The organism is Cupriavidus necator A5-1 (genome assembly GCF_000744095.1).
GTDB lineage: Bacteria > Pseudomonadota > Gammaproteobacteria > Burkholderiales > Burkholderiaceae > Cupriavidus > Cupriavidus necator_A.
This window is the reverse complement of the sequence record NZ_JQLI01000001.1, coordinates 559,594-580,433: the sequence shown is the minus strand read 5'-3', so window position 1 is coordinate 580,433 and position 20,840 is coordinate 559,594. Positions and strand designations below refer to the sequence as shown.

Sequence of the window (20,840 nt, the reverse complement as noted above, 5' to 3'; positions counted from 1 at the left end):
TGTGGGGGCGGGAGGTCTAAGGTCTATTCGCTTGCGGGTAAATCGTCGGAATCAGGAATGCGGGCGCTGGCCCAGCAGGCTGCGCAGCCGCGCCCACAAGGCGGGCCAGAACAGCGAGCCGAGGTCCAGCGGTGCGGCGGCGGACGGCGTGGGGACGGCAGCGGAATCGGGATGCGAAGCCGAAACCGACGATGAGGTCAAAACCGAATCGGGCGCCGCCGCTGCCCCTGCCGAAGCCAAAGCCGGGGCCGGGGCCGGCAGTTCGGCATGCGCTTGCAGCCGCTTGCGCAGGTTGTCGGCGAATGCTTCGGTCAGCCGCGCGGCCAGCTCGCGTACGATGCCGCCGCGGGAGAACTGCGCGAGGCTGCCGGCGATCGCGTAGTCGACGGCGATGTCGACGCGGGTAGCCGCACCGCCGCTGCCGGTGGCCGCGCCGGTATCGTGCAGCGAGAATGCCGCCTCGCCCTTGACGCGCGAGCCGCTCTTGCGGTCGGCGCCGCTGCCAGTCACCGCGCCGCTGCGGGTGGTGTCGTCCAGCTTGATCTGGCCCTCGCCGGCGAAGACCGCCACGATGGGGCCCAGCTTGACGGTCATGGTCAGCGGCAGCCGGCCGTGCTCGCCCGGCCCGCTCAGCGCGGCACCGGGCAGGCAGGCGACGATGCCTTCCGTATCGCCGAAGCATCGCCATACCGCATCGGGGGCGAACGGCACTTCGAAGGACTGCTGGAGCTGCATCGTGCTCTCCTGTGGCTTTGTCGTGTGGGAATGGCGGTCGTGGAACGGGTCGGCCCCGGCGCTCAGGCGGGCAGGCCGGCGCGGCGCGCGTCGAGCACGCGGCGCACCGCGCGTACAAGGCCCACATAGCCGGTGCAGCGGCACAGGTTGCCGGAAAGCTCGTGCCGGATGCGCGCGTCGTCGGCATCTGGCAGCCGCAGCACGATGTCGCGCGCGGTCGCCAGCATCCCCGGCGTGCAATACCCGCACTGCAAGGCGTGCTCGGCGCTGAAGGCCTCGCGCAGCTGCGCCATCACCGGATCGCGGTCGAAATCCTCGATGGTGCGCACCTCGGCGCCGGCGCAGCTGGCGGCCAGCACGGTGCAGGAGCGCATCGGCACGCCGTCGAGGCTCAGCGTGCAGGCGCCGCACACGCCCTGCTCGCAGCCGAGATTGGTGCCGGTAAGGTTCAGCTGTTCGCGCAAGAAGTCCGCCAGATGCGTGCGCGGCTCTACCGTCGCGCATATCGGCTTGCCGTTGACCTTGATGTCGAGCGTGTTCATGGATGTGGTTCCTTGAATTCGGCCAGCGCCAGCGCGGCGCGCCGCAGCGCCACCGCGTGCACCTGGTATTCGTAGTTGCCGGGAAGCAGCCCCGCGGCGCGCAATTCGGTCTCGGCGAGATCCTCGCCGTGGCCAGCCGCCAGCGCGGCGGCCAGCGCAGCGGCGTCGCCGACCACATGCGGCGGGCCATCCACCGCGCCGATCACCGCGCGGCAAACGCCGCGCGCGGGGTCGGCGACGAAGGCGGCAATCGCCTCGGCGAATTCGCCGGTCTTCCGATTGACCTTGTAGTAGCTCCAGCGCGCTGCCGGCCCGAGCCGTGGAATGCTGACGGCGGCGAGCACCTCGTCGTCGGCCAGCGCCGTGGTGAAGGCGCCGAGCATCCAGTCCGGCTGTGCCACGCGGCGTGTGCCGGCGGCACCGGCCACGATGCAGGTGGCGTCCAGCACGGCCATCACGCTGATCCAGTCCGCCGCAGGATCGGCGTGCGCCAGGCTGCCGCCCAGCGTGCCTCGGTTGCGCACCGCGCGATAGGCAATGCCGCGCGCCACCCAGGGCATCAGCCCGCGCGAGGGGTCGGGCACCTTCCCGTCCTCGATCGCCGCGTGGGTGACGCCGGCGCCGAGCACCTCGGCATCGGGCAGGCTGGTGCAATCGCGCAGCGCCGCGATGGCACGCAGGTCCACCAGTTGCGCCGGCTGGGCGAGCCGCAGGTTCAGCATCGGCCCGAGCGACTGGCCGCCGCCCATCGCCTTGGCCATGCCCTCGCCGGCCGCCAGCGCGGCAACCGCCTCGTCGACGCTGGCCGGCCGCAGGTAGTCGAAACGCGCCGCTTTCATGCCGGCACCTCCGCCAGGGCCTGAGCGTGGCGTTGCGGGACTGGCCTGGCCCGCGCCAGTGCGGCCAGCACCGCGCGCGGGCTGACCGGCAGCTCGTGCACCGCGGCGCCCAGCGGGCGCAGCGCATCGTTGACCGCATTGGCGATCGCCGCCGGCGAACCGATGGCGCCGCTTTCGCCGATGCCCTTCTGGCCGAATTCGGTATAGGGCGCCGGCGTTTCCATATGTTCGATGCGGATGGCCGGCACTTCGCTGGCGCCAGGCAGGATGTAGTCGGCCAGCGTCGAAGCGAGCGGCTGGCCGTCCTCGCTGTAACGCATTTCCTCGTAGAGCGCGGTACCGATGCCCTGCGCCACGCCGCCATAGACCTGGCCGTCGACCACCATCGGGTTGATCAGCACGCCACCGTCCTCGACGATCGCGTAGTCCAGCAGCTCGACCTTGCCGAGTTCGGTATCGACCGCCAGCACCACGGCATGACAGGCGTAACTGAAGGTGCCGGTGTCGCGCCGGGCCTGGTAAGTGGTCATCACCTCCAGCCCGCCCGGATCGACATCGGCCGGCAGCAGTTGCGGCTTCAGGTACCAGACGCGCGCCAGTTCCGCCAGCTCGACCCGGCCGCCGTCGGTCTCGACGCCGCCTGCCTGCCAGCGCGCCGACTGCGCCGCGGCGCCCAGCAGGTGCGCGCCGATATGCAGCAGGCGCGCGCGCAATTGCTTGCAGGCCTGGCCGACCGCGCCGCCCGCCATCACGATCGAGCGCGAGCCCCAGGTGCCGGTGGAATACGGCGTGCTGGCGGTATCGCCGAGCAGCACCCGGACCCTGGCCGGCGCGATGCCCAGCACTTCGCTGGCGATCTGCGCCAGCGTGGTTTCCATGCCCTGTCCGTGCGAATGCACGCCGGCGCGCACTTCGAGCACGCCGTCGGGCGTCAGGCGCACCGCGGCGGGCTCGCGGCCAGGCACCATCGGAATGCCCCAGCCGTGGTACACCGAGGTCCCGTGCGCGCCCTGTTCGCAGAACACCGCCAGGCCCATGCCGATGCGGCGGCCGTCGGCCTCGCCGCGGCGCTGGCGGGCACGTACCGCCGGCAGGTCGATGGCCCGCATCGCGCGCCGCACGCATTCGGGATAGTCGCCGCTGTCGAAATGCTTCCCAGTGATGTTGTCGAACGGCATCTGTTCCGGCCGTACCAGGTTGCGCAGGCGCACCTCGTGCGGCTCAATGCCGGCTTCGTCCGCGATGGCGTCCATCACCGTCTCGATGGCGAAGCACACGCCGGTGCGCGCGACACCGCGGTACGGCAGGATCGGCGGCTTGTTGGTCGCCACCGACCAGGTACGGCAGCGGTAGCGCTCCATTGTGTAGGGGCCGGGCAGGATGCTGCCGACCTGCGCCGCTTCGAGACAGGCCGAGAACGGGTAGGACGAATAGCAGCCCGAGTCCACCGTCGCCTCGCAGTCCACCGCCAGCAGCCGCCCGTCGCGGTCGGCCCAGGCGCTGATGCGATAGGCGTGCTCGCGGCAGTTGGCGTTGGCGGTCAACTGCTCGCGCCGGTCCTCGATCCAGCGCACCGGATGGCCCAGGCGCATCGCCAGCCAGGCCACGCAAACTTCCTCCGGCAACAGGATGCCCTTGTAGCCGAAGCCGCCGCCCACGTCGGGCGAGATCACGCGGACCTGGCCTTCGTCCAGGCCCAGGCAGCCGGCCAGGCCGGTGCGGTTGATATGCGGCATCTGCGCGGCGGTGACCACCACCAGCTGGTCGGCGCGCTTGTCCCAGTACGCCACCACCGCCCGCCCTTCCATCGGCGCCATGCTCTGGCGCGCGGTAAGCAGCGTGCGCTCGACATGGATCGGCGCGCTGGCACGGATCGCGTCCAGCGCGGCCTCGTTGGCGAGGTCGGTGCCAATGGCGGTGGACAGGAACACGTTGTCGCCCCACGGTTCGTGCACCAGCGCGGACGCCGCCTCGCGCGCCGCCAGCATGTCCACCACCGCGGGCAGCTCGTCGAAGTCGACGAACACCTGGGCCGCGATGTCCTCCGCCTCCGCGCGGCCCGACGCCACGCACATGGCGATCATCTCGCCCACCTGGCGCACCTTGCCATCGGCCAGCACCGGCTGCGCCGAGCGCTTGAAGCCCGGCAGCGCGGAGTTGGCGACAATGGGCTGCACGCCTTCCAGGTCGGCCAGTACGAACACCGCCTGTTCGAGACCCGGGGGTTTGTCGACGCCGCGGATGCGCGCATGGGCCAACGGACTGCGCACGAAGGCGACGTCCTGCATGCCCGCCATGCGCAGGTTGGCCACGTAGTCGCCGCGGCCGCGCAGGAAGCGGTCGTCTTCCTTGCGCGGCAGCCGCGCGCCAATGCCCTGATGGCCGGAGGTCTGGTTCCGCATCGCCGGCTCCTTATGCAACCTGCGCCGCGGGCAGGATCGGCGCGCTGGCGTCGAAGCGCTGGCCGCCGCACAGGCAGAACGACGGTTCCAGCAGCCGCTCCGTCACCACCTGGGTCCCCTCGTTGTCGCGCAGCACCCAGCGCCCGCGCTGGTCGTCGAGCACGGTGATGTCGGCCGGTGCGCCGGGGCGCAAGGTGCCCGCGCCATCCGCCAAACCCGCCATCGCCGCCGCATTGACGGTCGCCATGCGCACCACCTGTTCGAGCGGCAGGCCCAGCGCCAGCATGCTGGTCATCGCGGAAACGAGGCTGAAGCGCACGCGCCCGAGGAACATATGGTCCTGGTCGGGGTGCTCGGCCGGGGTGCCGGCGGGCGCCGGCACCTGCGTGTTGTAGCCGTGCATGTCGGCGCCCAGGGTGTCGGGCACGATGCCGGCTTCCAGCACCGTGCGGGCCATGCGGTAGCTGAAGTGCGAGCCGTGGCCGACATCGATCTTCAGCCCGCGCGCCGCCGCCTCGCGGGCCAGCGGATGGATCTTGCCGTCGGTGCCGACGAAGCCGCCCGGATGCCGGCTGAACGGATGCGCCAGCACATCGCCCGGCTTCAGCATATCCACCACCTGTTCGAGGATGGTGTCGGGATCCACGTCGAAGGTGGCCTGTCCGGGCATGGGCCACAGCTGGCCGAAATGGATATAGACTGGCAGCCCGGCCTGGCGCCCAATCTCGGCCGAGGCCCGCATCACCTCGGTGCCCCAGCGGGCGAATCCACCCAGTTCGGCGTGGGCCTTGATGCCCCGCACCAGATCGGCATTGGCCAGCGCGGCCTTCACGGTGGCATCGACGTCGACGCATTCCGGCCGGTACAGCTCCGGATAGAAATGGCCTTCGAGCCCGCCCACCAGGTAGGCCGACAGGAAGGCATAGACACGGCTTTGCGCATGCCCGGCGACGTAGTGGCGAAAGCCGGGCAAGGTCATGCAGCTGGCGCCGCCCTGGTCGATCAGCGTGGTCACGCCCGACTGCACGCCGCACATGTCGGCGCCCAGCCCGAAGCGTCCGGTCACGAACTGATAGACATGTGCATGGGTGTCGATCAGTCCGGGCAGCACCAGCCTGCCCCGGCAGTCGATCCGTTGCACGCCTTCATGGTGGAGCTCGGCGCCCACCTCGACGATGCGGCCGTCGCGGACGAACACGTCGCCGATCTGGTCGATGCCGGAGGCCGGATCGATGATCCTGCCCCGCTTCAGTAAGGTACCGCCAACGCTTGCAGTCATGCTTGCCTCGGAGAAGTCGATGTGCAGGCAACCAAACGCAAGAACTCTGCCAGCACTGCCGCCGTGGCGCGGCGCGCTCCCCGCAAAGCCTTTGCCGGCAAGGTTCTCCGGTATTCGTGCGGCGTCGTCGAATTAGGGGGCATACCCCGTATCTCGCCCCGGGGCCGATGTTCTTCAATGGTGCCGATGCACGACTTGCTGCCATGGAGATGGCCGCGCCGCGCCGCTGTGGTGCATTAGGGGGTATGCCACCTATCCGGACAGGGAAAGCGTGCTGGAACGCTTCCTGCAAGGCAGCCGTCAGTGCGATACTGCCGCTGCCAGATTCCGGACCCTGTCCGGCCAACTTTTTGCCATGACCAACAAGACCCGCTCCGCCGCCGTCAAGACCCAGATCGATGCGGCCCGCCAGCGCTCCGCCCTGCTGGGCCGGCCCGGCTTCCTGATCCGGCGCCTGCACCAGTTGCATTGCTCGCTGTTCCTGGAAGAGACCGAGGCGTTCAATATCACGCCGGTGCAATACAGCCTGCTGACGGCCTTGCATCAGCACGGCGAACTCGACCAAAACACACTGGCGCTGGAGATCGGGCTGGAACGGACCACGGTGGCCGAGGTCATTCCGCGGCTGGAGGGGCGCGGGCTGCTGGAGCGGCGCCAGGGCGAGCACGACCGGCGCGTCAAGCTGGTCAAGCTGACGCGCAAGGGTCGCGCATTGGTGACGAAGATGGAAGACGCGGTACAGCGCGCCCACGACCGCACCGTCGACCAGTTGCCGGCGGAGGATCGCGAGCGTTTCCTGCTATATCTGATCCAGCTGGTGGAGGCGACCAACGGGCTCGGGAGCGCGCCGTATCGGCTGCCCTGACGGCCCGCGCCGACGGATCAGCCAACCCTCACTGCAGGCACCCGAGCAACACGTCGAAGCTCGGGCCGATGTCCTCCTCCGGCACGCAAGCGTAGCCGACCAGCAATCCTCGCTGCACCTTATCCCCGATGAAATAGCGCGACAGCGGTCGCACCACGATGCCGCGCTGGCGGGCGGCATCCGTGACGGCCACGTCGTCTTCTGGACACCGCCACGGAGGGCTCGCCGGATCCGACCAATACTGCTTCCGGTGCCGTCAGCACCATGAAGCTGTCGTGGCTGGCGAATGGGATGACCGCACCGATCTATTCCGTTGGGGTCTATACCTACCAGTACGCAAGCATCGGGAATCCTGCCGCCGGCGTGGCGCCGGCTGTCATGATTCGACTTTGGCCGTTGCATCGCAGCCCTGCTCGCTGATTGCCTTTCGGCCCGACAAGCGACCTCCGCCAGTTGCGGGCCGGTCGGCCTTTGTCGACTTTTGCGCCGTTCGAGTCTTCCCCGACTCGATGGCGGCTATCTGAGTCCAATGGTCATCTGCCTTCAACGTCGCTCTGGCAGTTGAATCCGCAGACCAAAGCCGTCGTTCTATATTGCGTTGCGCCTGGAGTGTTCGCATTGAAGTATGCCCAGCCAGGAGCCGCATGGATGCGCAATGTCACTTGCCCCTGGCTCACTTTCCCATTTCAGCTCGTGTAGATCGGCACTGGCAAGTCGGCGAAGGCGAGCTTGCGAAGGCTGCAGGCAAATCCCTGCAGGGCGCGCAACGGCAGACGAAACACCTGCTTGAGCCCCAGCAGCATCTGAATGACGGCATCCGAGTAGACGCACGGGCGCCCGCGCTTGCGCGATTCAAGCTCGGTGTCCTGCTTCAGCACGCTCTTGTCGATCCACATCGTGACGTCACCCCTGGCGATCAGCCCAGCGTTGTATGCCGACCAGTTCCTGACGCGGTAGACCCCCTTGGGTTCACGCGTCTTGTGTTCGTCCTTGCGCATCTTCTCGCACGAAAAAATCGAGAAGCGCCCAAAGTTAACAGCCGGGCCGCCCCTCCAGTTGCGCGTGAACGTCACCACGTCGCGAGGTACCCGGATTTATGCAACAACGCCACAGACATAGGATGTCTAATGACAGGATGCCATGTTAAATTTGCATTTTGCGATATAACAAGTTAGGCGCTCTTTCGCCTGTTCAGACCCCAAATTTCTCATCCCATATGCAACTCAATCTATGAAATACCTGTTCGCACTGCTCGCCCTCTTCGCCTGCAAAATTGCCTGGGCTGACTACCCTGTGCATTTCATCAAGGCTACATGCGCTCCTGAGATGGACTACTTTGAAATATCTATCAGTGACGCGAACAATCCGCACCACCTATTCAGCTTCGACGAAAAGACGGACCGAGGCTACCTAAAGGAATCCGTGGCGGCTTCGTTGCGGAGGAAGGGCATTCTTATTTTGCTAGAGCCGGGTGAGCTGAGTTGCTCACTTGAAGGGATAGAAATCACTGTTAAGAATGAGCCATACATGAGTTCCGAACACAATCTCTTTTCCAGGTTCTAAGGTTTCGATCAGAATCAATGGCCACGCATACGCCACAATGGTCGATCTCTTCGCTGGTCGAAGCGGACAGCCCTATCTTACGAAAGTTCTATTCAATGGTGATGGCTACGGAAATGAACACGGCTACGTCTACTACACAGCCAAGCCCTCTGACGATGAGGCCTGAATTCTGGGTCTACCAACCGTATCCGAGCAAGTCGACGGTGACCAACAAGACGTTGCAAGCCTTCGACGGCAAGCAGACCACCCTATATCCGCAAGACGATGGGAGCATTCGCTAGTGACGCCACATGATCACCGGCTTGACGAGCGTTCCTTGGCTCGTTGCACGCTGCCGCACAAGCGCGCCAGTGAACTAAGTCGATGAATTACACCAAAAGACAGATTTGCGCAGAGACGAAGTATTGGGTGAAAGGAATGCTGCACACATGCAGCGAGCTTCAATTAAAGACATTCAGGAAAAGCGGTTGCTTCCTTAGATTATTCTAAGAATTCTTTCCCATTCGAGAAAAGACCCCCTCCCATCACGAGCGATTAGAGGGTCGACCGGGATTCGCAAAAAATCCGCCACATCCCTGCGCAACCCATTGATTTATCGATGGAACCTAGTTTTTTAGTGCCCGGTTGGCACCCACCCTGCCCCCGGCGAACAGAAAGAACCCAAATTGCACCGCATAGTGGCTAAAACTGCATATTTCCTCGAAGTGAGGGGAAGGCAAGAGCGCTTAGCCCGTCAACCTGTCATCAAAGGCGTGCAAATTCCTTTCCACGGCGCACACGCTGCTCGAGGGTGCCTGATATCGGCTTCGGAGCGGAACGGTTTTGGAAGGGAGTAGACCTTGGCTGTCGCAAATGGCGACAGGACGACCTGCAACGATGACGATGTCCGATACCTGTGGCGCATCAATCTGAACTTGGCGCAGCAGTAAGGATGCCGCCGATCCACGATACCGCCTATCCAACGCTGCCGGCTGAGTTGACCGCCGCCGAACTGGAAGCTGCGTTCACGCCGACATCAGCCGAGATCCGCTTCGCGCGCAGCCAGTCTCGTCGGGCCTCAACGTCCGTCCTGATTCTCGTGCAGCTCAAACTGCTGCAGCGCCTTGGCTACTTCCCCATGCTGACTGATGTGCCACCAATCGTGATCGATCACGTGCGTGCCGCACTGCGGTCCCCCGCCCTGTCCCGCGCAACAGTGCGGGCACTACGATGCCTCCGGCACGCGCTCCCGGCATCAGAAATTGCTACGCGGGTACCTCCACATTCGGCCGGTCGATGCCAACACGATCACATGGCTGGAGGCGCTCGCAACCGATGCGGCGCACACCAAGGTCGAATTGCCCGACATCGTCAACGTGCTGATCGAAGAACTGATCCGGGTACGGTGCGAACTGCCGCCACTTGCCTGCCTGCACCGAATGGCAACCCAGGCCCGCAGCCGGTGCAATGAAGCCATCTATCGCGCCATCTCCGAGGCGCTCGATGGCTCGCAAATCGGCCGGATCGAGGCATTGTTTGATGGCTAGGGCGGCAAATCCGGGTGGGACCAGCTCAAGCGCGAGCCCAAGCGGCCCGCCACACGCGAAATCGCGAGCTTCCTCAAACATATCCAGGCCCTGCGGAACCTTGCCAACGGCCTGCCGCAGGCGCCGGCCTTCCTTTCCGTGAGCAAACGCACGCAATTGGTGACGGAGGCCCGCGCGCTTGATATTGCCGAGCTCCGAGCGCTCAAGCCAGCCAAGCGACACACCTTGGCAGTGCTCTTCATCTACGCGCAGGTGCAGAAGGCGTTCGATGATGTGGCGGAGATCTTCACCAAGGTCATGCGCAAGCTCGAGTCCCTCGCCAGAACCCGGCTACTGCAATATCAGCTCGCGCATGCGGACACATTGGAAGGCCTGGTCAGCCAGTTCCGTGATGTGCTGCAGGTCCTGGAGGACGACGGTATCGCCGACATCTTCCGACTGGACAAGGTGCGTGAAGTGCTCGGCAATGATGCGGCGGGTGCGCTGGCCCGCTGCAATGAGCATATCGCGTATGCGGGCAACTTTGATCTGCCATTCATGCTTGCGCCGTACCGTCAGCAGCGCTCCCTGCTCTTTCAGTGCCTTGAGGTCTTGCCGCTCAAATCCAGTTCGCAGGACAAGGCTGTCTTAGTGGCACTGGCCTGGATACAGGGCTTCCGGACCTCGCACCGCGAACATCTGCAACTCACGGACGACGATCTGCTGAATCTTCCGCTCGACTGGATCCCGGCCAAGTGGGAGAAGGCGATCTTCCCGGATAGCCGGACCACTCGTCTGCTCCATCGAAGGTACTTTGAGCTGTGCGTGTTCGATCAGGTCATGCGTGAGCTGAGCTCGGGCGATCTTTACGTGGAGGGCAGCGACCGTTTTGATGACTTCCGCGTCCATCAGGTATCGGAGGACGTATTCGAGCGGGAGTCACCGCACTACTGTGACATCACTGGCCTGCCACGAGATGGTAGTAGCTTCGTCAGAGCGCTGTGGGACAGACTGAGCACTGCACTCGATGAGGTCGATGCAAATTTCCCTGAGAACGACAGCATCGAGTTCGGGGAACAGGGATTGATCATCCACCGGCCCGGCAAGGCGCCCGACCCGCCTAACATGATACTGATTGACCAGGCCATCACGGCGTCGATGCCGCAGATCAGCATCCTCGACGTGCTGACCGAGACAGAGCAATGGCTGAATCTGCATAAGCTGTTCGGGCCACTGTCCGGCTTCGATGCCAAGCTTGACGATCCTCGCAAGCGCGTCATCTGCACGCTGTTCTGCTACGGTTGCAACTTGGGACCGAGCCAGACGGCCCGGTCCGTCAAGGGGCTGAGCCGCAAGCAAATAGCTTGGCTGAACCTGCGTCACGTCACGGAAGAACGGCTCGACAAGGCCATCGTGAAGGTTATCAACGCGTACAATCAGTTCGCGCTACCGAAGTACTGGGGCAGTGGCAAACGTGCGTCCGCGGATGGCACGAAGTGGAACCTGTATGAGCAGAACCTGCTGTCGGAGTATCACATCCGCTATGGCGGGTACGGCGTCATTGGCTACTACCATGTCTCCGACATGTACATCGCGCTCTTCAGCAACTTCATTCCGTGCGGCGTGCATGAGGCCGTGTACATCCTGGACGGGCTGATCCGCAACGGTTCGGAGATCCAGCCCGATACCATTCACGGCGATACCCAGGCGCAGAGCGGGCCGGTGTTTGGCCTCTCCCACCTGCTGGGCATCAACCTGATGCCACGCATGCGCAATATCAAGGACCTGGTGCTGTACAAGGCGGACCGGCGACGCAGATACGACCATATCGAGCGCCTGTGCCGCCGGTCTATCGACTGGGACCTGATCCAACGACACTATCCCGACATGATGCGGGTTGCCGTCTCGATCAAGGCCGGCAAGATGACGCCGTCGACCATCCTGCGCCGGCTGGGTTCGGAGAGCACGAAGAATAAGCTGTATTTTGCGTTCCGGGAACTGGGCCGCGTCATCCGCACGGTGTTCTTGCTGAAGTACCTGGACGACCCGGAACTCCGTCGCACCATTCATGCCGCAACGAACAAGAGCGAACAGTTCAATGACTTTGCGCAGTGGTTGATGTTTGGTGGCGACGGGATCATCGCCGAGAATCTGCGGCACGAACAGCGCAAGGTGATCAAGTACAACCAGTTGGTCGCCAACATGGTCCTCCTCCACAACGTTCAGTGGATGTCACGCAAGCTCAAGGATTTGCAGGAACGCGGGCACCCAGTGAATGCCGAAGTGCTCAAGGGTCTGTCGCCATACCGCCGCGAGCATATCAACCGGTTCGGCGATTACCTACTTGACTTGCAGAGGCGCGTGCCACCACTCGATCCATCGATCGATTTCCTATTCAAATCAGCGGCTTAGCCGGAGATGTGGCGGATATTTTGCGAATCCCGGCCGACCCTCTGGATGATCTCGGACTTGCAATGTTGCCTGAAGACTAGCGGCGGGAGGACCGCAGTGCCCCTAGCGTCGCGGCGACCGTACGATGAAGTGAAGGCTTTTTCTCGCGCAGCAGTCCAACACCTCGCTGCCACTCTGCTCAAACGCTCTTGACCGCTCGCTCGGGAGCCGCCAATCGGAAAGGGTGAATCTTCGTCGACTAGACGCGCAATCAGATCCCCCTAGGATCACCTTTTACGCTTGAAAGTGAATTTTGCGCCGCTGAATGCAACTGCTCCGCACTGCGATCTGGGGAAACAGGGTCTAAAACGCCGTCTGATTCAGACTTAAGAGTTGCTTACAACGCCCTATTATGCCTGGGCAGTCCTGCTACCGCCCGCGTCGCCGCTCCGCGGAGTGCGGGCTCTTTTTTGAGTAAGGCCGACTTTCTGGGAAAGAGTGGACAGTCCGATTGCCTGGCATGGAGGCGTGTGGGATACTGAACGCGGATAACTCACCGTTATCCGATATTCTTCATGGACGTTCTGCGGCTCTCTGCTACTGGTCGAGAGCCGTCTTTTCACCGATCACTTCGGAGCGTGTGCAGCCGCCGCCGTCGAGCTAGCTCTTTTCATCGACGGGCTGCCGCTCTGCCCCTTCGCTTCGACACTGGAGCGTCCAAGAAGCTTGTATATTCTTGGACGGTCGAATGAGTCGCCGTCACCGAAGGGACAACGCGCGTGCAATCGATCATTCCTGTTGGATAAGGAAACGCTCGGGTCGCTTGCCTAGCCACGCCGGCGCCCGGCCGCGTCCGGACCAAGTCTTGCCGGATTTGGGATCCATGTACTTCGGCGGTAGCGCTGCCTTCTCGGTAGTAGCGGAAGCTGTACCGGCAGGCCGGCCGCGACGACGCCGCGGTGCCAAGTCTTCCGGCGACAGGCTATACCGAACCATCAGCTCGCGAATCTGTTCGATAACGCCGGCTACCTCAGTCGAACGCGCCTCTTCGATCTGGGCTTCCAACGCTTGCTTTTTCGCCATCAGTTCCTGATACGTTGCCATTTTCGCCTCCATTTTTTCAGTCACGATTGACTTATACGCATTCCAATGACGGTCTGCAAGGTATTCATCCTCCAAGGCCTACAAATGAACCTGGTCGCTGAGTCAAATCGGGATGGTCGCTATTAATGTCTGGCTTGGGTCAACCCGGACTTCATATATGTCGGCTTGAACTGAAAGTGGGTGACATTCGCACCTGATGTCAGCGGCCGAGGAGCGCAGAAACGGGTACGCTCCTGCACCAGATCCCATCACCGGCGACGCGTTAATTTGCGTGGAGAGACGGTGGTAAGGCGTCCTATAGGATGGGCGAATAGCAACGGTCGGTGAATAACGCGGTGTCTTGTAACGACCAAGACACATCAACACCTTTGGGACGAGGTACCAGGTACCGAAGGATCTGATGGTTGTTTGGTGGGCCTCCCGTGAATCGAACACGGCACCAACGGATTATGAGTCCGCTGCTCTAACCAGGCATGAGCTAGAGGCCCAATAAAACCAAAGCGGGAACAACCGTCAGCGCCATGCGCAGCATTTGCTTTCCCAGCCGATGCGGGGCGCAGCGCAAAAAAATGCGCCCCCATCTTCGGCCGATCGGCTGGTTGGCAACATCGCGTACCAGCCGAGGCAATAAATCAGGCCGCCGCTTCAGGCGAGGCTACCGGCGCAACCACCTTCTTTGCCGGGGCCCGTTTTTTCGTCACGGCTTTCACTGCGGCCTCTTTCGGAGCCGCCTTCTTCGCAGCGACCTTATTGTCGGGCACCGCCTTTTTTGCAGCAGACTTCTTCGCAGCCACCTTGCCAGCCGTTGCCTTCTTTGCGCCGGCGGCCTTAGCCTTCTTTGCAGCCGCCTTGTCCTTTGCAGCCTGCTTTTCGAAGCGAGCTGCAGCCTTTGCGGCTTCCGCTGCCTTGGCGACCTCACGCTTTGCTGCTTCGATCGCCTTCTTCGTGTCGGCGCGCAGCTTCAGCAGACGCTTTTTAGCGGCCTGCGCCTCGCGCGCGAGCACGCTGGTCTTCTTCATCGGCACGGCAACCTTCTTTGCCGCTGGCTTGCTGGTGGCAACTGCTTTGACCCGAGTCATTTGATTGAGTCCTTTCTTGGTGATTTTTCGTTCGAAAGCGCCGAGTATAACCGCGCGAATGGCAAATGTAGTAGTGGTCTCAGTCTCTTCATTGTGCTTGCGGCGAATCCCGCCAGTTATTTGGCTGGTAACCAGAGAAAGAATGAACTCGTTGCGTCCCCACGTTGCCATCGATACTCGGTGTAAGCGCGCAAACCAGTCCTACGGACTGGCGACAGACGACAAGTCGAAGCGCACGATCTGCTGTAGCCAAAGCCGCTCGATAGCGCGTTGTCAATGTCAAACCCCAGCGCTCCTGTGGGGCTGTTCGACTGGCCAAGCTCGTGACACTGTTTGATTCCCCGCGGCCAAATGCTCAGGCATTTCTGGTGCCGGTGATCGCGCATCTGGACGAAGGCTTCGTCAAGCTGAGGGACGCTGTCTTGCGTGGGAAGCGATCCCTTGGTGGCGAGCGCTACGCCCGCGTCTGTGGAGACATTGCGACGCGCACTGTTCGAGCGGCACCCCGGCGGTCAGCTTCCTGAGATCCTGCTCGAGATCGACAGCGCCACGCACTTCAGTTGGCTCTTGCTGGGGAGGGAGCCCCTTTCCCGCAGCGAATTGCTATTGGTCTACGCAGCCATACTCGCGCATGGCACGTCGATGTCAGCTGCGGATCTCGCCCGAATGGTGCCGGAGCTGTCGCCGCCAGCGATCCGCCAAATGATGCATCGTATCGCGGACGAACGGAAGCTGCGCCACGCGGCAGAAGCCGTGCTGACCTTCATGCATCAGCACCCGATAGCCCAGCATTGGGGGCGCTCCGATCTGGCGTCGTCAGACATGATGTCGTTGGAAACGACACGCTCTGTCTGGCAAGCGCGGGCCGACCCGCGCCGGCGTACGGCATCGATCGGAATGTACACTCACGTACGCGATCGGTGGGGCATCTTTTATGACCAGCCTATTCTGCTCAATGAGCGGCAAGCCGGTGCAGCAATCGAGGGCGTGATCCGACCAGGTGGCTCTGAAGACGTGGCGCAACTTGCTGTGGATACGCACGGCTTTACAGATTTCGCCATGAGCCTGTCACGGCTGTTGGGCTTTGATCTCTGCCCGCGACTGGCCCACCTGCGCGACCGGCGCCTGCATGTCCCCAGGCACCACGACTTGCCGAGACAACTGGTTGCCGTCACCGGCGCCGATGTTCGACTGAGCCTCATTGAGCGCGCCTGGGATGAACTGGTACGGATTGCCGCATCCGTGCAAAGTGGGCAATGCACTGCGGTCCAGGCACTCACGCGCTTTGGGGCGGCGGCGCGCGGGCAGATTGTCTATGAGGCCGGCGTGCATCTCGGACGGCTGTTTCGTACGATCTTCCTGATCGACTATTTCACGAATACCGCATTTCGTCATGAGATGCAGCACGCGTTGAACCGCGGTGAAGCGGTGCACATTGTCCAGCGGGCGATCCATCACGGGAAGATACCGATCGAGCTGGCGAGGCATGACGCGTCGCTGGCGGCCGTGTCATCGGCCTTGACCTTGCTATCCAATGCAGTCATGGCCTGGAATACGATGCACATGCAACGCAGTTGGGACATCCTTGAACGAGTCGGGGCCGAAACAGTGCGCGCTGTGGACCTGCGGCATATCGGGCCGACCCATCTCGAGGGAATCAATCTGCGAGGGACTTTCGAGTTTCCGATCGCTCGCTATGCGCATCGGCTCATGCCCACTGCGGCGCTCCAGTCCGACTCCCTTGCGCGGTGGTGTACGGCATAACCATCCCGCTTCGAAAGGGCGGTGCCCAGAAGTTCGTACCTTGGGCTCGCGACCGGTGTACTCCTCCAGCCGGAGGGACTCAGGGCCGCATTCGGCAATTCGGAAGCTCGCCGCCCTTCCCTGCCACCGCCGCCCGAGATCGCCGGCTGGTCGATGGCAGTCAGCAAGCCATTGATTTCATTGACATTTCTCATTGACGCCTGCCGGAAGCCCGCATAAATACTAGGGGTAGCTACCCCTGTAAATTGCAGCGCAAACAAAGGCATACCTGCTTCCGCCTCAAAACACCCGTGCTCTGATGAGCACTTTTTTTCGAACGCTCTCGCAGGTTTTGTGAAAGCTCAAGCATTCAGTACACAGTCCGACGGATGTATCTTTTTGCAGGAGGACTTTTAACCAATCCAATGGAGACGACATGAACTATTCCCTGGAAGGCAAAGTTGCCGTGATCACGGGCGGCACAACTGGAATCGGTCTGGCAATCGCCCAGGAATTCGTCGCAGAGGGTGCCAAAGTCATTGTGACTGCCCTTCAACAGGAGGCACTCGACGAAGCTGTCAAGGCAATTGGACCGCGCAGCTTCGGTGCCAGGGTAGATGCATCCAGCATCCCCGAGATGGACGCCCTACTGAAGCAAGTGAAAGCCGAGCACGGGAGATTGGACGCAGTCATTGCAAACGCCGTCGCTGACGAGCACGCGCCGCTAGGCCGGATTACAGAAGAACAATTCGACAAGATGGTCGGGGTAAATCTCAAAGGCGTGCTCTTCACGATCCAATCTGCGATGCCGCTACTGGAGAGCGACGGTACGATCATTCTCATCGGATCGACAGCATCTGTCGCTCCTCCTGCCGGCATGAGCATCTACGGTGCGATTAAGGCAGCGTTCCACGGAATGGTCCGATCCCTGATCCAGGATGCGAAAGGCACGGGCGTCCGGATCAACATCCTGAGCCCAGGTGCAGTAGACACGCCTTCGTTGCGTAGAGCGCTTGACAAGGCGGCTGGCGCTGACATGGCGGACGTTATCGTTCAATCGATCGCGCAACGAAGCCCTGCTGGACGGATCGGTGATGCTCGAGAAATCGCCAAGGTTGCGGCCTTCCTCGCCAGCGATGCATCAAGCTATGTGAACGGCGTCGAGTTGTTTGTCGACGGCGGACTGAGACAAGTCTGAGGCCTCGGCACGAAGGAGGGGCAAGTCTCTCTCCCCTTGCCTGAGCGCTACCGGTCCATCTTCGCAAAGATGGCTCGGTAGCGCCCGGGGGCCATTCCCGACGAGCGCTTGAAGGCGCTGCTGAACGCGTTTTCAGAAGAATAGCCCAGCGAGCAGCCGAGTTCCGATATCGAAATGGAACTCTCGCGCAGCTGGTACTCAGCAAACCGCATACGCAGGTTCTGAAGGTAGGCCAGAGGCGGGATACCCGCGATGGCCTTAAAGCGAACGGAGAAGCTCGTACGTGACATGGCAACCTCCTTCGCCAGTTCGCCAAGCCCCCACGCCCGACTGGGCTCGCGATGCATTAGGCGCAACGCGGGCGCGAGGCGCTCGTCGCTGAGTGCCTTGATCCATCCCACGACATGAGGTCCGGAGGCCTCGAGATACGACCGGATTGTCTGAATACACAGAAGCTGCGCCAGCTGTCTGGATGCCAGCGCCGCCCCTGGTCGATCAGAGACAAGCTCCTGACCGAGTTGATTCAGGAGCCATTGCATGGCCGACGCCTCGGCCGAATTACTGCCGATATGAAGGCAAGGTGGCAGAACCTCCGACAGCAGCTTGCCACGCTCCTGGTCCAAGGCAATGTGTGCACCAACGGCGAAGAAGTCGACACCATGGCCGACTGTCACCATCTTTTCCAATGCATCAGCGAAAAGCCCGCTGCAATCGACGGGAGTGGTTTTCAGGTCGCCGGCCAGCACGAAAGCCCGATCAGCCGGAAGCACGAATACGTCGCCCGTCATGACCTGACGCGGCGCAGCTTTCCCTTCAATGGTCAGCCAGCATTCGCCCTTCATGACGGCAACAAACTTGAGCTTCCTGGGCGGAGGGAATCGCAGTGCCCACGATCCTCCCGCCGCCAGGCTCCCAACGTCAACACATCGCGCGCTGGCTAAGGTGAGAATGTCAGTGAGCGGATCTTCCTTCATTTTTCAATCATGGCGCAGCCCCCCGCGCTTTACAAGTCTCCATCCCCGACGCCCGAAGACAGCCGGCTCTGAAGGTCAGATATACAGAGCGCCTGCCTACATCTCCACGACGATCTTGCCAAAATGGCGACCGGCTTCCTGGTGCCGGAACGCTGCAGGCAGTTCCTGCAACTGGAAGCTCGAATCGATTACCGGACGTACTCCCAGTGACTCGATAGATCGGATCATCTCCAGCTGATCCGTCCGACTGCCGACCACGACCCCTTGCAGCCGAACTTGTTGGGCCATGATCCGGCCTGTGGCGACACGGCCGGACGTGCCAGCGAGCAGGCCCACAAGCGCGATGCTGCCGCCAGTACGGCATGCCTCAATCGATTGGTTCAGAAGGTCGGCGCCGCCGATATCGACAATGTGATCGACGCCGCGCCCGCCGGTCCATCTCTTGACCGCGCGCCCCCAGTTCGGCTCCGCTCTGTAGTTGATCACGTGGGACGCCCCAAGCGCACGAAGACGCTCCAGCTTGCCCTCGGACGATGAGGTAGCAACCACCGTTGCCCCCATCGCCTTGGCGAACTGCAGTGCGAATACCGACACCCCGCCAGTGCCTTGGACAAGAACCACATCACCGGTACGGATATCGCCGCAGCACCTGAGCGCGCGCCAAGCGGTCAGGCCTGCGCAGGGCAACGTTGCGGCCTCAGCCAGCGAGAGTCCATGCGGTACGCGCGTTAGCGCTGCCACTGGCACGACGGCGAACTCGCGTGCGTACCCGTCGACGTGCTCGCCTGCCACTACGGCATGTTTCCACTGGGCAGGAGCACCTTCGCGCCACTGACGGAAGAAGGTTCCCAGCACAGCTTCGCCCACCCGCAACATCATGGACGGATCGGCATCGACCTCGTCCCCAGGTGGGGGCCCTACCTCGACTATCTCGCCTGCGCCGTCAGACAACGGGATACGGCCGACCGCGGTTGGCATGCGGCCGGTCACCACAAGGTAGTCATGGAAGTTCAGCGAACTGCGGCGCACCCGTACCAGCACCTCCCCGGCTCCCGGGCGACCCGGATCCTCTTCGATCGGCACCAATTGATCGATGCCGGCCGGCCGCCCCAAGCGCATTGCTATCGCCATGTCGATCGTCCTATGAATGTCTCAGGCGTGAAACCAGGCGGGCGTCAGGCACGTAGCTGAATTGCCTTGTACTCGAGGAACTCTTCCAGTCCGTAAATGCCGTTCTCGCGACCTTGTCCGGATTGCTTGTATCCGCCGAACGGAGCAAGGGGGTTCCAGCGGCCGCCGTTGATGTCGACCTGGCCTGTGCGCAATTGCCGCGCGACACCGAGCGCACGCTCGTCAGTTCCGGCCCAGACAGCGCCCGACAACCCGTATATCGTGTCATTGGCAATACTCACAGCGTCGTCCTCGGAGTCATAGGGAATGATCGTGAGTACAGGGCCGAAGATCTCTTCCCGTGCAATTGTGCTCCGATGATCAGCGACGAACACGGTAGGCCTGACGAAATACCCGCCGCCGCCTGTGCCGGCCGGAGCCTCAGGTCCACCGGCCACGAGTTCGGCACCTTCTTCAAGGCCGAGACGGATGTAGCTGAGCACCCGGTCGCGTTGCGCTGCCGACGCCAGCGGACCCAGCTTCACATCTTCGGCGAAGGCACTTCCGACGACGAACGAATCGGCTGTCTGCCTCGCCAATCCGCGTACGTGGTCGAGGCGGGCTCGCGGCACCAGCATCCGAGTCCAGGCAGCGCAAGTCTGGCCAGAGTTCAGGTAGCAGTGTGAAACGGTGGCTTTCACAGCCTTCTCCAGGTCAGCGTCCTCAAGCACGATCGATGCGCTCTTTCCGCCCAACTCCAGCGAGACGCGCTTGATCGTCTCCGAACCGACCCTGCTGACCCGCTTGCCGGCGCGTGTTGATCCCGTAAACGAGACCATGTCCACCTCCGGATGCGCTGCCAGTGCTTCACCGACCAACGAACCGAGACCTGTCACGAGATTGAAGACCCCCGGCGGCAGGCCTGCCTCATGGATAACCTCGGCAAGAACGAAGGCATTAAGCGGAGCGATTTCAGACGGTTTCAAAACAACCGTGCAACCACTGGCGAGCGCCGGCGCGATTTTCTGCGTGATCTGGTTCAGGGGATAGTTCCAAGGCGTGATGGCGGCAACCACCCCCACTGGTTCGCGCACGACCAGTGAGTTGCCAACGCGTGCCTCGTAGCCGAACTCCTGCGACAGTTTCGAATAGTACGCCCAGGAATTCACTGGCGCGGCGACCTGCACCAGTGAGCAAGCCTTCAGCGGTGTACCGACCTCTGTGGCAATCAACCGCGCGAGCTCGTTACTGCGGTTCAGCAGCCCATCGGACACCTTTTGCAGGAATCTCGCCCGATCGGCTGACGAGGTCCGGGACCATCGGGGGAACGCTGCGCGAGCTGCACTCACGGCCGCGTTCACATCCGCCTCGGAGCCCGCAGGGATAGTGGCATAAAGGTCGCCCGTATTCGAGTCTGTAACCTGCAGCGTCCCGGAGGAGGATGGCGTCAGCCAACGTCCGCCAATATAGAGTGTGGTGCGTTCGATCATAGTGCCTGTCTCACGTCGTTC

General features: G+C 62.6%; 14 protein-coding genes, 1 tRNA gene and 3 pseudogenes. 5 read left to right on the top strand and 13 right to left on the bottom strand.

Annotation, left to right across the window (positions count from 1 at the left end; translation table 11 throughout):
• Positions 1 to 51: 51 nt before the first annotated feature.
• The 5 genes from K307_RS02715 to K307_RS02695 form a co-directional block, all read right to left on the bottom strand.
• Positions 52 to 735 carry an SRPBCC family protein gene (locus K307_RS02715; RefSeq protein ID WP_042876156.1) on the bottom strand — a complete coding sequence of 228 codons (684 nt, stop codon included), beginning with the start codon at positions 733 to 735 and terminating at the stop codon, positions 52 to 54.
• 62 nt (positions 736 to 797) lie between these two features.
• Positions 798 to 1,277 carry a (2Fe-2S)-binding protein gene (locus K307_RS02710; RefSeq protein ID WP_042876155.1) on the bottom strand — a complete coding sequence of 160 codons (480 nt, stop codon included), beginning with the start codon at positions 1,275 to 1,277 and terminating at the stop codon, positions 798 to 800.
• The gene (locus tag K307_RS02705; RefSeq protein ID WP_042876154.1) at positions 1,274 to 2,116 is read right to left on the bottom strand and encodes an FAD binding domain-containing protein; all 843 of its coding nucleotides are present in this window, start codon (positions 2,114 to 2,116) and stop codon (positions 1,274 to 1,276) included. The genes K307_RS02710 and K307_RS02705 overlap by 4 nt, the downstream gene beginning before the upstream one ends.
• Positions 2,113 to 4,518, bottom strand: a complete 2,406-nt coding sequence (locus K307_RS02700; protein ID WP_042876153.1) for a xanthine dehydrogenase family protein molybdopterin-binding subunit — start codon at positions 4,516 to 4,518, stop codon at positions 2,113 to 2,115. The genes K307_RS02705 and K307_RS02700 overlap by 4 nt, the downstream gene beginning before the upstream one ends.
• Positions 4,519 to 4,528: 10 nt before the next feature.
• The gene (locus K307_RS02695; protein ID WP_042876151.1) at positions 4,529 to 5,797 is read right to left on the bottom strand and encodes an amidohydrolase/deacetylase family metallohydrolase; all 1,269 of its coding nucleotides are present in this window, start codon (positions 5,795 to 5,797) and stop codon (positions 4,529 to 4,531) included.
• A gap of 355 nt (positions 5,798 to 6,152) precedes the next feature.
• Between K307_RS02695 and K307_RS02690 the strand changes: the two genes are divergently transcribed.
• Complete coding sequence (locus K307_RS02690; RefSeq protein WP_042881145.1) at positions 6,153 to 6,662, top strand: MarR family winged helix-turn-helix transcriptional regulator; 510 nt, start codon at positions 6,153 to 6,155, stop codon at positions 6,660 to 6,662.
• 28 nt (positions 6,663 to 6,690) lie between these two features.
• Here the strand turns inward: K307_RS02690 and K307_RS47325 are convergent, their stop codons facing one another.
• Positions 6,691 to 6,855: a hypothetical protein gene (locus tag K307_RS47325; protein WP_196251507.1), complete on the bottom strand. Its 165-nt coding sequence runs from the start codon at positions 6,853 to 6,855 to the stop codon at positions 6,691 to 6,693.
• Positions 6,856 to 7,351: 496 nt separating this feature from the next.
• Positions 7,352 to 7,660: pseudogene (locus K307_RS02685) on the bottom strand (transposase); the annotation flags it as partial.
• Positions 7,661 to 7,892: 232 nt separating this feature from the next.
• Between K307_RS02685 and K307_RS02680 the strand changes: the two are divergent.
• Entirely contained in the window at positions 7,893 to 8,225 is a 333-nt protein-coding gene (locus tag K307_RS02680; RefSeq protein ID WP_042876149.1) for a hypothetical protein, read from the top strand.
• 931 nt (positions 8,226 to 9,156) lie between these two features.
• Positions 9,157 to 12,142: pseudogene (locus tag K307_RS02670) on the top strand (Tn3 family transposase).
• A 768-nt stretch (positions 12,143 to 12,910) separates the two neighbouring features.
• On the opposite strand, the gene K307_RS02665 reads toward K307_RS02670, so the two are convergent.
• From K307_RS02665 to K307_RS02655, 3 genes are all read right to left on the bottom strand, one after another.
• Positions 12,911 to 13,225: an H-NS family nucleoid-associated regulatory protein gene (locus K307_RS02665; RefSeq protein ID WP_042881140.1), complete on the bottom strand. Its 315-nt coding sequence runs from the start codon at positions 13,223 to 13,225 to the stop codon at positions 12,911 to 12,913.
• Between the two features lie 409 nt (positions 13,226 to 13,634).
• Positions 13,635 to 13,713: transfer RNA gene (locus tag K307_RS02660), tRNA-Ile, on the bottom strand.
• A 144-nt stretch (positions 13,714 to 13,857) separates the two neighbouring features.
• Positions 13,858 to 14,475 (bottom strand): fumarate hydratase, encoded by a 618-nt coding sequence (locus K307_RS02655; RefSeq protein ID WP_419187098.1) that lies wholly within the window; start codon positions 14,473 to 14,475, stop codon positions 13,858 to 13,860.
• A 191-nt stretch (positions 14,476 to 14,666) separates the two neighbouring features.
• Here K307_RS02655 and K307_RS02650 point away from each other — a divergent pair.
• Both K307_RS02650 and K307_RS02645 read left to right on the top strand, forming a co-directional pair.
• Positions 14,667 to 16,068, top strand: a pseudogene (locus K307_RS02650) (transposase); the annotation flags it as partial.
• Between the two features lie 415 nt (positions 16,069 to 16,483).
• Positions 16,484 to 17,245 carry an SDR family NAD(P)-dependent oxidoreductase gene (locus K307_RS02645; protein WP_042876143.1) on the top strand — a complete coding sequence of 254 codons (762 nt, stop codon included), beginning with the start codon at positions 16,484 to 16,486 and terminating at the stop codon, positions 17,243 to 17,245.
• A 47-nt stretch (positions 17,246 to 17,292) separates the two neighbouring features.
• Here K307_RS02645 and K307_RS02640 read toward each other — a convergent pair whose 3' ends face one another.
• The 3 genes from K307_RS02640 to K307_RS02630 form a co-directional block, all read right to left on the bottom strand.
• Entirely contained in the window at positions 17,293 to 18,219 is a 927-nt protein-coding gene (locus tag K307_RS02640) for an AraC family transcriptional regulator (RefSeq protein WP_042876142.1), read from the bottom strand.
• A gap of 96 nt (positions 18,220 to 18,315) precedes the next feature.
• The gene (locus tag K307_RS02635; RefSeq protein ID WP_042876140.1) at positions 18,316 to 19,350 is read right to left on the bottom strand and encodes a zinc-dependent alcohol dehydrogenase family protein; all 1,035 of its coding nucleotides are present in this window, start codon (positions 19,348 to 19,350) and stop codon (positions 18,316 to 18,318) included.
• Positions 19,351 to 19,394: 44 nt separating this feature from the next.
• A complete protein-coding gene (locus K307_RS02630) occupies positions 19,395 to 20,819 on the bottom strand; it encodes an aldehyde dehydrogenase family protein (protein WP_042881138.1) in 1,425 nt (474 codons plus the stop codon).
• Between the last annotated feature and the right edge of the window lie 21 nt (positions 20,820 to 20,840).